The sequence below is a fragment of the Streptomyces sp. NBC_00316 genome, from assembly GCF_036158715.1.
Taxonomy (GTDB): domain Bacteria; phylum Actinomycetota; class Actinomycetes; order Streptomycetales; family Streptomycetaceae; genus Streptomyces.
The window spans coordinates 1,670,246-1,683,949 of the sequence record NZ_CP108023.1 but is presented as its reverse complement, the minus strand read 5'-3'; the positions used below and the strand labels follow the sequence as shown (position 1 = coordinate 1,683,949).

Below are 13,704 nucleotides of genomic sequence, written 5' to 3'. Positions count from 1 at the left end.
ATCGAGGCTGACCCGCATGCACATGGCCTCTGTTCAGCTCGCGTGGCAGAGACCAGGGGTCCGCAAAAGTGCGGTCCCACGCAAGGCAAAACCACATCACTCAAGGAGTTCGACATGTCCACAGAGCCGCGCGGCGCACTGAGCCGCAGACACGTCATCGGGACTTTCGTAGCCGGAGCGGCAGGGCTGGCGCTGCCCATCGGGGCCGCCGGACAGGCCGATGCCGCCGCACCGGCCGAAGCCGGCCGCTCCCGCAGAGCGACGGTCAGCCACCTCGAGATCAACGGGCGAAGCGACGAGCCGCTCGGCGTCGACGACGTGGCTCCGAGGTTGAGCTGGCGGGTGACGAGCGCCCTGGCCGGATGGACACAGGCCGCGTACCAGATCCGCGCCGCGCACAGCGATCAGGAACTCGCCCATGGTCGATACCTCTGGGACTCAGGCAAGGTCCGCTCGGACGCCCAGGTCGACATCCCCTGGGGCGGACAGGCGCTCCAGTCCCGTCAGCCGATTGTGTGGCAGGTCAGAGCCTGGAGCACACACGGTGAGGTGACGGAGTGGAGCCGGTCCGCCTCGTGGGAGATGGGGCTGCTGAAGCGCAGCGACTGGGGCAAAGCCGAATGGATCGAGTATCCCGGGCGGAGCGTCGGCGACCCGCTGCCGATCTTCGTCCGCGCCTTCAAGGCCGGCAAGGGACACGGGGCGAAGGTCACCAAGGCAAGGCTGTACATCTCGGGGGCCGGCACCTTCGACGCCAAGCTCAACGGCATTGCCGTGACCGACGAGGTGCTCGCACCCGGCAACTCCAACTACCAGCTCTCCCTGGAATACCGCGCCTACGATGTGACGCGCCTCGTCCGCCCCGGCGCCAACTCCCTGGGTGTCGAACTGGGACACGGGAACGCCCTGGTCACGCGCTCCGTCACCAACCCCACGACCGGCCGCACAGCTCCCTACAGCTGGTGGCAGAGCCAGTTCAAGGGCAGCGGGACACTGGCCGCGCCGGCAGCCGCCCAGGACACTGCGGTCAGGGTGAGCAGCGTGGCCGGCTACCACGTCGGCGGCACGATCAACATTGATACGGGCGATGGGGGCGAGCGCCTCGAGCTGCGCAAGATCACCGCGATCGGCACCGCAGGGGCGGAAGGAACGGGCATCAGCTTCGAGCCGGCCCTGAAGGCGGCGCACGCGACCGGCGCCGCGGTCACCGGCTCAGGGAACTCACTCGCGAGCACCGATCCGAGCGCCGGCGCTGCCGTGACACCGCGGATGATCGCCCGCCTTGAGATCACCAAGGCCGACGGTTCGGTAGAGACCATCGTCAGTGACCGTTCGTGGAAGGCGGCCTTCGGTCCTACGACGACGAGCAACTGGTACTCCGGATCGGATTACGACTCGCGCCGCGAGCAGCCCGGATGGAACGTACCCGGAGCCGACCTCGGAGCATCGGCGAAGCGCCGCGACGGCTCCCTCGTGGGATGGATCAGCGCGGGGATCGCTCCGCCCCCGAACCTGACGACGGAACTCGTTTGGCGTGCGGCGGAGCCGGTGAAGATCGCCGACCGGATCCGCCCGGTCAGCGTGACGCAGCCCAAGCCGGGCGTGTGGGTCTTCGACTTCGGCCAGAACTTCGCCGGCTGGCCGGAGCTCGCTGTTGACGGGACCGTGCCGGGCGGCACGACGATCAAGATGCTGCCGGCGGAGTCGCTGGCCTCCGACGGCACCGTCGACCAGGCGTCCATCATGGGCGGCGGTGGCAGCCGTGGAACCGACGTGTTCGCCGGCTACACCACGCACGGCAACCGGGACGGCGAGACCTGGCGTCCCCAGTTCCACTACTTCGGCATGCAGTGGGTCCAGGTGACCGGTCTGCCAGAGGGCTACACACCCACCACCAAGACGATCACGGGACTGCAGATCCACGCGGACACGCCCGTGGCCGGCCGCATCCAGACCTCCGACGACCGGATCAACCGCATCCACCGCATGGCCCAGTACTCGATCATGAGCAACATGATGTCGACGTTCACGGACTGCCCGGGACGCGAGAAGCTGGCCTACCCCGCGGACTACCTTCAGCCCTTTGCTTCGCTGCACCGCAACTTCGGCTTCGGCGCCTATCTGCGGACGATGGAGCGCCACCTGGCGGAGGGCCAGTCCAAGGCCGGTGACAACATCGGCAACGTCGCGCTGAAGGCGCCCGTGTACGACTGGGGCTACACCGGCCGGTTCGGCGACGAGATCAACTGGGGTGACGGGATCATCCTGGTGCCGTGGTACCTCTACGAGACGTACGGCGACACACAGACGATGGCGCGGTACTACCCCCAGATGCAGGCGTTCATGGAGTACATCAGGACGCAGAAGGCGGGTACGGGAGCCGACGCGTACATCGTCGACGCCGCGTTGGCGGACTGGATCGCGGCCGAAACCACCTCGGGCCGCATCACCGGCACCTGGGGTTACCACCAGGCCGCCGACCGGATGTCGAAGATGGCCGCCAGGCTCGGGCGGACCGCGGACGCGAGCGAGTACCGCAACCTTGCTTCCAACATCAAGGATGCATTCAACGACGCCTTCTACAACTCGACACTGGGCCGCTACACAAGTCAGGGAAACCTGGGTACCACCGGTGCGACGCAGGCCGCCCAGGCGCTGGCGCTCGACGAGGGACTGGTCCCCGAGGGCGAGCGGCAGCGGGTCCTCGATGCTCTGGTCGAGCTGATCAACGGATTCCAGCCGTTCGGCGGCGGCCCGCACTTCAGCGGAGGCACGATCGGATTCGCCCCGACTGTCCGGGCGTTGACGGACGGCGGCCGCGACGACGTGCTGTGGAAGGTGCTTCAGGAGGACACGCGGCCGAGCTACGGGTTCTTCATGGCCCCGACCACGGCGAACCCGAAGGGCCTGACGACCCTCCCCGAGCAGTGGGACATGGGCAACTCGAAGAACCACATGATCCTGTTGCAGATAGAGGAGTGGTTCCACAGCGGCCTGGCCGGCATCCGGCAGGCACGCGGCTCCGTCGGTTACCGCGACCTGGTGATCGACCCGCGTGTCGTAGGCGACCTCACCCACGTCGAAGGGAGTTACCAGACTCCGTACGGCGAGGTCTCATCGGAGTGGTCCCTCGAGAACGACACGTTCCACCTCAAGGTCGAGGTACCGCCGAACACCGAGGCCGAGGTCCGGGTGCCGAAGGGCGGCGGCAAGGCACACGAGACGCCCAAGGGTGCGGCATTCCAGCGCATCGACGGTGACCGGGCCGTATACAGGGTTCCCTCGGGGACCTACCGGTTCACCGTGCGTGACGTGCACGCTTCTTCTTGATCGCCGATCACCACGCCGAGTGGTGGCGTCGGGTGGGGCTCGTCGCTCGTGGAGCGGAGAGCCCCGCCTGGGGCGCATCGGCGCCCCGACCGGACAAGCTCGGGTGAGTGGTCGGGAAGCGCCCTGAGCTCGCGAGCATGTGGCATCCGCGTGCAGGCTCAGTGACCCTCTGCGACGCGAACGGCGGAGAGGCTCAGTTGGGGCAGATCGACGGCCTGCGCCGTGCACTGCGTGCCGCCGATATCGGCGGTGCCTGCCCCCAAGACCTGCGCCGAGCCCGTGGGCGTGGCAGTGGTTCCTGAGCGCGTCGATCGTCCTGTTACTGCAGGGCTCCTGCGAGGTGCCCAGTACGAGCCGGTGGTGAGGGCCGGCCTGTGGGGCGTGGCCCGGCTCAGGGCGACCAGCGTGTGAAGGTCTCACCGCAGGCCATGCGGCGAGCGCAGTGCGGGTGCAGTCGGCCAACCCTCGGGGGAGTGCGTGCAAGGTGGCCCTGCACGGCAGCACACAGAGGACGGACTGACTCCAACCTATAAACGCGTTCAAGGTTCACGGACGCCTTTGACGAGTCAGCAGGTTCCGTCTGTATGGGCTCTCCGGAACTGGTTCCGGGCATGAAGCAGCTGGGAAAATGCTTCTGACCTGTCCTTATGGCAGCAGCGTAGCCGACTTCTCTTTGTCGGAACGCAAGGAGAGTTGATCAATCAATTAGCCAATGATTGACCTAAAACTTCGTCAGATCCCGTGTGTTTTAACCATTGACCATGGAAAAGGTCCCTCCTAAGGTCAGCTCCGTTCGCATCGAGCGGACGATCCTTCGGTGGACCTCTGGGCAGGAGGTTTGCCCGTCGGCATGAACTGCCTATCTGGACAATGCGGTTGCGAGAGGACATACTGACATGTACCCCACAGGAATATCCGGCAGTGCACGCCGAGGCCGGGCCATCGCCCTCGCTGCGGCCACCGCAGTCGTCGCGACGGTCGTCCTCACCGGAGTGCCCGCGGCGACCGCGGCGACCTCCGACCCCAACCCGGCCACGCTGGAGCTGAAGAACGCGGCGCTGTCACGGGAGGCCGCCACCCAGGGCATGGTCCTTCTCGAGAATCACGATCATGCGCTTCCGATCTCTCGCAAGGGGAACGTGGCGCTCTTCGGCGTCGGTGCCTACAAGACGGTCAAGGGCGGCACGGGCTCCGGCAACGTCAACAACCGGTACACGATCTCCGCCCGTCAGGGGCTCACGGATGCCGGCTACAACGTCACGACGAGCGATGCCTACTGGTCCGCGATGACGCAGGCCTACGACACCAAGTACCCGAGCACCACCGGCAGTACGTTCGGCTCGAGCGTCGACTACGCCTCTGTCGAGCAGTCGCTGACGGCTGCCAGCGTCGCGCCCGTAGCCCCCACCGACACCGCGGTCTTTGTCGTGGCGAGGAACTCCGGTGAAGGCGCGGACCGCTCCTCCGGCCCGGGTGACTACCAGCTCACCTCGACCGAGCGTGCCAACCTGAAGCTGCTGGGTCAGACGTACAAGCGTGTCGTCGTGGTCCTGAACACGGGCGGCGTCGTGGACACGTCGTTCTTCCCGCAGATCAACGACGAGGTCAAGGACGCCCCCGGCGGCCAGGCGCTCGACGCGCTGCTGCTGATGAGCCAGGCCGGCCAGGAGAGCGGCAACGCCCTGGTCGAGGTGCTGAACGGCACCGTCACCCCGTCGGGCAAGCTGACCGACACCTGGGCGTCCGCCTACTCGCACTACCCGGCCTCCTCGACGTTCGCCAGGAATGACGGCGACCCCCTGCTGGAGCAGTACACCGAGGGCATCTACGTCGGGTACCGCTACTTCGACTCGCTCTACAAGAAGATCGACCCCGCCGACCCGGCGGGCGTGGTCAACTACCCCTTCGGCTACGGCCAGTCGTACACCTCCTTCGACATCAAGGCGCAGCAGGTCAACGCCGACGCCCACACCGTGAAGGTGACCGCGAAGGTGACCAACACCGGGCACAGCTACAGTGGCAAGGAAGTCGTCCAGGTCTACGTGTCGGCCCCGCAGACCGGGCTGGACAAGGCGTACCAGCAGCTGACCGGCTACGCGAAGACCGACAACCTCGCCCCGGGCCAGTCCCAGATGGTGACGATCAGCTTCGACACCGCCTCACTCGCTTCTTACGACGAGTCCCGTGCGGCCTACGTGATGGACGCGGGCGACTACGTCGTGCGGGTCGGCAACTCGTCCCGGAACACCCACGTCGCGGCCCGTCTGAACCTCTCGAAGACCGTCGTCACCGAGCAGGACCACACCGAGCTCAACGACCAGGCGCCCGACACAGAGCTCACCAGCTCCCCGAAGGACTTCTACACCTACCCGGGCGAGCAGACCGAGATCGCGCGGGCCCGCCGGATCAGCCTCGACCCCCGCTCGTTCCGTACCGAGCAGAAGGCCTCGCCCTATCAGCAGGACACCGCCGTCGATTCGTCCTCCCCGTACTACGCGCTCGACGGCGACAAGATCTCCTCGACCACGGTGTACCTCGACCCGAAGCAGAAGAACTGGGAAGGCACCGGCGCGGCCTACCGCCCGAAGACCGGTGAGAAGGTCAAGAACGTGTCGACGAACACGTCGGCCACCCTGTACGACGTCGCCAAGGGCAAGGCGACCATCGAACAGTTCGTCGCCGGCCTGAACGTCTCCCAGCTCGCCGACATCGTCGAAGGGTCCAGCACCGCGGGCACCACGCTCACGGCCAAGGGCGCCGCCGGTTACACCACGCCGAACTACGAGAAGCTCGGTGTCCCAGGCATGGCGCTGTCGGACGGGCCCGCCGGGCTGCGCCTCACGCAGAAGATCGGCACAACCGACCCCACGTACCAGTGGGGCACCGCCTGGCCCATCGGCACCCTGCTCGCCCAGAGCTGGGACCGCGGCCTGGTCTCTCAGGTCGGTGAGGCCGTCGGTGAGGAGATGCAGGAGTACGGTGTCCAGCTCTGGCTCGCCCCGGGCATGAACATCCACCGCGACCCGCTCAACGGCCGCAACTTCGAGTACTACTCCGAGGACCCGCTGATCGCCGGCCTGACCGCCGCGGCCACCACCGAGGGCGTCCAGAGCCTCCCCGGCGTCGGCGTCACCATCAAGCACTTCGCCGAGAACTCCCAGGAGACCAACCGGACCACCAGCAACTCGGTGGTCGGCGAGCGCGCACTGCGCGAGATCGAGCTCAAGGGCTTCGAAATCGCGGTCAAGGCCGCGCAGCCGATGTCCGTCATGAGCTCGTACAACAAGCTCAACGGCACCTGGACCGCCAGCAACTACGACCTGCTCACCGACGTGCTGCGCGGCGAGTGGGGCTACAAGGGCACGGTCATGTCGGACTGGGGCGGCAGCCACGGCGCACTGACCTCGATGTACGCCGGCAACGACCTGATCGAGCCCGGCGGCAACCCGGCCGAGATCATCAACGCCATCAAGCAGGTGGCGCCGGCCATCGACATCTCGGGCCTGCCCACCTACAACAAGAGGACCCGCTCCAACGGGCAGGTCAGCTACACCTGGCAGTTCGGCGGCCTCACCCCCTCGGCCAACGGCGGCACGGTCGTGACGACGACCGTCGACCAGAAGACGGACCTGTCCCAGGTGCCGCAGTCCGGTGAGACCGTCACGGACGCAATAAACAACCAGGTGTTCACGCCGAACGCCACGTTCACCTCCGTCGACGACGCGTACCGCGCGGTGACCGCTCTGCTGGACCCGAGCAGCACGGCGCTGAGCGCAGCCCAGAAGGCCGGCATCAGCATCACGGGTGTCCAACACGCCACTGAGGGCGACGACAGCAGCCCGGTGGTCGCCTACACCGTGGCGCTGAAGGGCGACTACCCCGCTCAGGGTTACCCGCTCCGACTGGGTGACCTGCAGCGCAGCGCGATCCGTGTCCTCACCACCGCGTCGCAGAGCTCGTCGTTCCAGGAGCTCGCAGGTCTCAACGGGGTGAAGGGCATCAAGGTCGGCCCGTACACCTCCCAGTTCAAGAACCTGGAGCCCGCGGTCACCACAACCCTGGGCAAGGTGGCGAGCGCGTCCGGTAACCAGCACAAGTCCGGTCACAACGACGGCCAGGACGAGCAGCACACGGGTCACTGACCCCGCCGGGTGACGGCGGCCCCGACGCCGTCACCCGCCCCGACCACGCCGCCGCCCCTGGTCTGCTTCCCCTCAGGCCGGGGGCGCTCGGACGTCCGGCCGGGGCAGGAAGCAAAGCCCCCTCCGACGAGCGTTCTCATAGGCCAGATGGGATTCCGGATGCGACGGGCTCCCGCTGCACATCGAGGCCAACTCGACGAATCCGCCGGCACAACAGAGCGGCCCGGCCCCCGCCTCCCGCCAACGGTCGCCCTCACCTCGCCCATGCCGCCCGGACTCACAGCGCGCCACCCAGCGCGGGGCGAGTTCCGCGACCAACTCACCCAGATGCCGGCGCGACAGCCCGCAGAAGGCAGGATGGGACATGGCCGCGCAGGCCTGTTTGATCTTCACATATCAGACAACTCGCGAGGCCGTCTCCGTGTCCCCACACTCACCGACCAAGATCAATCGCAGGTCGGCCCATTAGGGTCGGAGGCATGACGACACCCCTTGCCGACAGTGCCTTCGACTCGCTCCGCCTCGACGCCGTGCCCGACCAGGAGGCGTTGCGCCGGGTCTACGAACTCCCAAGCGCCGCGGCCGTGCGGAAGCAGATGACGGAACTCACCGAGCAGACACGGCGGTTGATCGGCTGTTCATCGCTGGTCCTGGTCGCCAGCGCGGATACCGAGGGCAACTGTGACGTCTCCCCGCGCGGCGGTCCCGCCGGGTTCGTCGCCGTCCTGGACGCACGGACGGTGGCGATACCGGACGCGACCGGCAACAAGCGTCTGGACACCCTGCAGAACGTCGTGGCCACCGGACGGGCCGGGCTGCTGTTCGTCATTCCGGGGCGCACCACGACGCTCAGGGTGAACGGCCGGGCCTGCGTCTCCACCCGCCCGGAGCTGCTGTCGCAGCTGACCGCCGTGGGCAAGCCGCCGGCCAGTGCGCTGGTGCTGGGGATCGAGGAGGTCTACCCGCACTGCCCCAAGTCGCTGCTGCGCAGCCGGGCCTGGAAGCCGGAGGAGTGGCTGTCGGCAGACACCCAGCCGGCCTCGGCCGAGGTGACGCTGGCCCAACTGCGGATGCCGGAGCTGACGATCGCCGACATCGAGCAGGCGGAAGCGGACTCGCTGAAGTACCGGTACGAGTAACGGGCCGACCTGCGATTGCGGAACCACCGGCCAGCCGAACCCCAGGCCGGCACGCCCCGAGATCAATCGGGGGGAGCCCGTTGGATCTGTGCATCTCCCAGTAGCCAGCAGGCTCTTCGCCCCGGGACCGGACACGCGGGGACGCCTTCCGGTACATCCAGTCCGCCGGCCGCGCGACTCGTGCCCTGATCGTCGAGCTCAGCGGACTGTCCCGGAGCACCGTCAACCACGCTGCGTCGCGTCTGCTCGCCGATGAACGTGTCACAGAGACGAGGCCGAGGGCGGCGGGCCCGGCTCTGGAGGTGGGCGACCCGCGGCGATTCTCCTGGTCGTACTCCGGGACGCGCGCCCGTGGCGGCGATCGACTTCGGTCACAACCGCATCAACGTCGCGCTCGGCGACTCCCTGGGCAGCCCAATCGCCGAGGACCGGGTGGACTCCGATGTCGATCTGCGAGCCACCGAGGCGATCGACCATGCCGCGAGGCTGCTCGGCGGACTACGGGCGTCCGTCGGGATCGACAAGCTCGCCGCGATGCGGCGGGTGTTCCCGGTCCGCTCGACACCGACTCGGGGCGGGTTTCGCCGGCGAGATCGGGCACACTTCGTTGCCCGGTCACACGGAGATGTGCCGCTGCGCCAACCGCGGCTGCCAGGAGACCGTGATGTCCGCCCGCCATCGCCGCCGGCCTCGACATAGTTCCCGTGACCGGTGAGGAAGGCCCTCATCGGGCTTCCTCACCAGTGACCCTCGCCTGCAGTGGCCGGTTCCAGCGCCACTCAGGCCGGCGCTCGTCGACGAGTTCGGACAGCAATCATTGATCAGCCCGGGCAGGATCTGGAGCCGGGAGGGCCGCTTGTTGGACTACGGGGTCGCAGCTCGGCAGGCCGGCGAGCGCTTGTTCCACCGCCGCAAGGATGGTGACGGGAGCTTTGTCCAAGGGTTCCCGAAGCTCCCGGCCCGGCCTCCAACGAGTTGTTCGGCGGAATGTCTCAGCGCGCGACTCATCAATGGTGCGGATTGCGTTCAGCACCGCCTCGTATGCCTGTCGGTCGTCAATGATCGTGGCCAGGCTGCTGCGGAGACTCAACGGGCTTCGCGTCAGGGAATTTGGCGGATGGACTTCTACCCAGGTGTGAACCCCGCTGCCCACCTCGTAACGCGTACCGGAAGGGAGCTCAACGATGGCCTGGGTGTTCGGCGGTATCTCAGCATGGAAGTACACCTTCGCGCCTTCGCGTCGCCAGCCTGCACGGGCGCGCCCGTACGGTGTCTCGTGCCATGCCGATGCATCGTCGAGCTCGTCCAGCAGGGTGGGTGCGATCCGGATGACGCGGTAGCCCGGTTCCAGTGGCGCGAGCCCGGCGACGCCACGGTGCAGCCAGTCAGCCACAGCGCCCAACGCGTAGTGGTTGAACGAGGTCATCTGGCCCGGGTTGATCGAGCCGTCCTCGAGCATGGAGTCCCAGCGTTCCCACACGGTGGTCGCGCCCATGGTGACCGGGTACAGCCACGAAGGGCACTCGGTCTGGGTCAACAGGCGTGACACGGCCGCCGCGTGGCCGGTTGCGGTGAGCGCATCGCAGATGATCGGGGTGCCGACGAAGCCGGTGCTGATGCGGTAGCCGGCGGACCGGACCAAGTCGCGCAGGCGGTTCCCCATGGCCTGCCGTCGGTCACTGTGTACGAGGCCGAAGACGATGGCCAGTGCGTACGCGGTGGGGGCATCGGACATCATGCGCCCGTCGGGCGTGATGTACGCGCTGCGGAAGGCGCGGGCGATACGTTCGGCCAAGTCCGCGTACTCGCGTGCGTCGGCTTCCCGCCCCAGGAGGGCCGCAACCTTGGAAGTCAGGTCTGCAGAACGGAAGAAGTAGGCGGTGGCCACGATCCCCGCGTCGGTCTTGGCCTCGCCCGGACGCTCTGGAGGTGCGTCCGGATCGAGCCAGTCACCGAACTGAATCCCTTCCTCCCACAGCAGAGACTCACCGGCTCGTGCGTGCACGACGTCGACCCATGCGGCCATTGCGTCAAAGGATCGCCGAAGCATGTCCTGGTCGGCGAAGCGCTCCCACATGACCGACGGCACGACCGTGATGGCGTCTCCCCAGGCGGCGACCGGTTCGGACAGTCCCGGCACCTGCGGGATCACGGCCGGCACGACCATGGGGACAACACCACCCCCGGCGCTCTGTTCGTGCATCACGTCCTCCAGCCACGAGCGGAGGAATGCATCGCAGTCGTACAGGAACGCGGCGGTCGGGGCGAAGACCTGGAGGTCTCCCGTCCACCCCAGGCGCTCATCGCGCTGCGGGCAGTCCGTGGGGACGGAAAGGAAGTTGCCGCGCATGCCCCACACGACGTTTTCGTGGAATCGCTGCAGGAGGGCGTGGGAGGTGGTGAAGTCGCCGGTCCTGGCCATGTCGGTGTGAATCACGGCGGCCGACACGTCTTCCGGTCTGAACGGACCTGGCCAGTTGTCGACTTCGACGTAGCGGAAGCCGTGGAAGGTCCACTTGGGCTCCCAGTATTCCTCGCCGTCTCCGCTGAGGGTGTAGCGGTCGGTCGCAGCAGCATTGCGGAGTGGGCGTGTGCCGAGTTCTCCGTGCTCCAGGACCTCGGCGTGCCGCAGGGTTATGGTGTGCCCCCGTTCTCCCGCGACCCGGATGCGGATGCGGCCGACGAGGTTCTGGCCGAAGTCGAGGACGGTCCTACCGCTGGGTGTGGTGAGAACGCGCTCGACAGCGCGATGTTCGGTCACGCGGACCGGCGGCAGAGAGCGCATGGTGGGCGTGACCACGGGTACGGCGACGATCCGGATGGGGTCCCAGTCCGAGTCGTCGAACGAAGGGATGGACCATCCCGGCGTTTGCAGCCGGGCGTCGTAGATCTCGCCCTGATAGAGACTCGCGGACACGACGGGGGCCCGTGTCCAGCGCCACCGTTCATCGGTGATGACGGTCTCCACGGTGCCGTCTTCATACTCGAGCGTGAGCTGGGCAGCCGCGGCCGGCGCTCCCTCGTAAAAGCGGCAGGCGGCGTCACGAAAGCCGAACCGTTCGGTATACCAGCCGCCCGCCAGGGTGATTCCGAGTGTGTTGCGGCCTGGGCGGATGTGCGCGGTTACATCGGATACTTCGAGGTTCACACGCCACTGATAGCTGGTCCAGCCAGGCTTGAGCTCGGCGTCGTCGGCGGGGACGTCGTTGACGTGGATGTCATAGGCGCCGAAGGCGGTGGAGTGCAGCAGGGCGCGGCGCACCGTGCCGTGGACGTCGAAGTTGCCGCGCATCAGGTGGGGTGCGTCGGATCCGGAACCGATGAAGCGGGCCTGCCAGTCATCGGGAGGAAGGAAGCCGGCCGTGACCTCTGTCTCTGGGCTCCAGGGGGATGCCGATCCGTCCTTGCCGTGGACCCTGACACGGATGCGGGCTGACTCACGCGGCTTCAGCGGTGCGAAGGGCCAGGTGACGAGCACGGATTCGGATCCGTCGATGCGGACCGTGGCGGTGACGCCGTCCCGGGTGATGGCAAGGTCGGCTCCAGCCTGCATCCAGGAGGGCCGCGTGGTGGCCGTCTTCCAGGACAGTGGGGGGCAGGGGTCTGTGACGAAGGGGTCGTCGGTCCATCCGATGCGCGGGGCGTGGACGTGCACCAAGCGGTCCTCGGCGGTCATCGGGCGTCTCCGGCAACAAGGGTGGACAGGTCGCGTGGTGCTGCAGTTGCTCGGACGGGGTCCTTCTGGACACGGCGAATGATGAGCATTCCGATGAAACCGGAGACCAGCGCGAAGGAGGTCAGCAGGTAGTAGAGGCCGGAAGGGCTCCAGTCGATGAGCGCCGGGGTGACGAGTGCGAACGCTGATGCGATGAAGCGGGCGACGGCCATGGTGGCCCCTTGCACCGTTGCCCGGGTATTGACCGGGAACGACTCCTGGGTCCAGATCTTGTAGAGAGCCTCGCCGACGAAGGGGAAGCCGATGTTGTAGAGGACGAGCGCGACGATCATCACGGGCAGGACGACGCCGCCTGTGATGGCGATGAGCAGTTGGCATGTCGTGAACACCATGACACCGGCGACGAAGAAGCGGCTGCGCCACTTTGTGTCGGCGATCCGGGTGAAGACGATCGTGCCTGCCAGGCCGATGAGGGTGGTGACGAAGGAGAGGGCCGTCGCGAAGCTCTGAGTGGTGTCGCCGACAGTGACAAGGAAGTAGGTCTTGAAGGAGCCGAAGGTGTTGGCGACCAGGGTGAAGAAGAGATAGAAGAGCGCGGTCAGGAGGATCATGACTGCAAAGTTTCGGTCGCGGAGCAGCGTGCGTAGCGGCAGCGCGTGGGAAGGGTCGACCCCTTCGGCAGCGTGCCGGGTGTCGGCTTCGGCCTCCAGCTGCCGAAATGGCGGGTAGAACGCGCGGAAGACGAAGGTGGCGACGGCGAGCACTGCGAGTGTTGCGAAAATCAGCCTGATGCCGAACGTGTCGAGCGTGGATACGGCGAAGCCCAGGGACGTCGTGAAGACCACGCCGGCCGTCCACATCACGTGGGTGAATGCCACGAGCCTTCCCTGAGCACCGGCCGGGGCTCGTTCTGAAAGTACGGCGATCGAGGTGGGCAGGTCGGCTCCGGCGGCAACACCGATCACGATGACGCCAGCGACCAGGACACCCGCGTTGGGGGCGAACGACACTGCCAGGGCGGCTGCGGCGTACAGCAAGATGGTCAGGGAGAACACCCGCCCACGGCCGATGAGGTCGGCGACGCGCCCTCCGGTCAGTGCACCGATGGCGATGAACAGCGTGAGTGTTGATCCCAGTACGCCGACCGTCCAGACATCGAGACCGAAGCTCTTCTTCCACAAGGCCAGTCCTAGACCGACCGAGATGATTGCGCCGGAGTCGAGGAATGACGCCATGCCGGCTGCTACGGCCAGCATCCAGTGTCTGCGGTCAAGCTGCGGCGGCGCCGCGTTCATCTCCGCCATGAGGCACTCCATCCTTCACCCGACGGTGCCCCAGCGGGTGGTAATACGTTTTACCTTCGTTCTGCACATGAAAACACGTTGCAACTCGGTCCAGTCAAGGGGTTGAAGCGAAA

At 67.0% G+C, this 13,704-nt stretch carries 6 protein-coding genes; 4 read left to right on the top strand and 2 right to left on the bottom strand.

Annotation, left to right across the window (positions count from 1 at the left end; genetic code table 11):
- Positions 1 to 114: 114 nt before the first annotated feature.
- The 4 genes from OG878_RS07440 to OG878_RS07425 all read left to right on the top strand — a co-directional run bounded on the left by OG878_RS07440 (position 115) and on the right by OG878_RS07425 (position 9,326).
- A complete protein-coding gene (locus OG878_RS07440) occupies positions 115 to 3,330 on the top strand; it encodes a family 78 glycoside hydrolase catalytic domain (RefSeq protein ID WP_328886034.1) in 3,216 nt (1,071 codons plus the stop codon).
- A gap of 896 nt (positions 3,331 to 4,226) precedes the next feature.
- Positions 4,227 to 7,472: a glycoside hydrolase family 3 protein gene (locus tag OG878_RS07435; protein WP_328886033.1), complete on the top strand. Its 3,246-nt coding sequence runs from the start codon at positions 4,227 to 4,229 to the stop codon at positions 7,470 to 7,472.
- A gap of 479 nt (positions 7,473 to 7,951) precedes the next feature.
- The gene (locus OG878_RS07430; protein ID WP_328886032.1) at positions 7,952 to 8,611 is read left to right on the top strand and encodes an MSMEG_1061 family FMN-dependent PPOX-type flavoprotein; all 660 of its coding nucleotides are present in this window, start codon (positions 7,952 to 7,954) and stop codon (positions 8,609 to 8,611) included.
- A gap of 442 nt (positions 8,612 to 9,053) precedes the next feature.
- On the top strand, positions 9,054 to 9,326 hold the full coding sequence (locus OG878_RS07425) for an ROK family protein (RefSeq protein ID WP_443049070.1): 273 nt from the start codon (positions 9,054 to 9,056) through the stop codon (positions 9,324 to 9,326).
- A gap of 99 nt (positions 9,327 to 9,425) precedes the next feature.
- Here OG878_RS07425 and OG878_RS07420 read toward each other — a convergent pair whose 3' ends face one another.
- Both OG878_RS07420 and OG878_RS07415 read right to left on the bottom strand, forming a co-directional pair.
- A complete protein-coding gene (locus tag OG878_RS07420) occupies positions 9,426 to 12,287 on the bottom strand; it encodes a family 78 glycoside hydrolase catalytic domain (protein WP_443049069.1) in 2,862 nt (953 codons plus the stop codon).
- Positions 12,284 to 13,591, bottom strand: coding sequence for an MFS transporter (locus tag OG878_RS07415; RefSeq protein ID WP_328886029.1), 1,308 nt, complete (start codon positions 13,589 to 13,591; stop codon positions 12,284 to 12,286). The genes OG878_RS07420 and OG878_RS07415 overlap by 4 nt, the downstream gene beginning before the upstream one ends.
- Between the last annotated feature and the right edge of the window lie 113 nt (positions 13,592 to 13,704).

What these genes read in the sequence shown, in the direction of transcription:
- OG878_RS07415 (WP_328886029.1), bottom strand. Translation starts at nt 13,591, where the DNA reads ATGGCGGAGATGAACGCGGCGCCGCCGCAGCTTGACCGCAGACACTGG.
- OG878_RS07425 (WP_443049070.1), top strand. Translation starts at nt 9,054, where the DNA reads ATGTCGATCTGCGAGCCACCGAGGCGATCGACCATGCCGCGAGGCTGC.
- OG878_RS07430 (WP_328886032.1), top strand. Translation starts at nt 7,952, where the DNA reads ATGACGACACCCCTTGCCGACAGTGCCTTCGACTCGCTCCGCCTCGAC.
- OG878_RS07420 (WP_443049069.1), bottom strand. Translation starts at nt 12,287, where the DNA reads ATGACCGCCGAGGACCGCTTGGTGCACGTCCACGCCCCGCGCATCGGA.
- OG878_RS07435 (WP_328886033.1), top strand. Translation starts at nt 4,227, where the DNA reads ATGTACCCCACAGGAATATCCGGCAGTGCACGCCGAGGCCGGGCCATC.
- OG878_RS07440 (WP_328886034.1), top strand. Translation starts at nt 115, where the DNA reads ATGTCCACAGAGCCGCGCGGCGCACTGAGCCGCAGACACGTCATCGGG.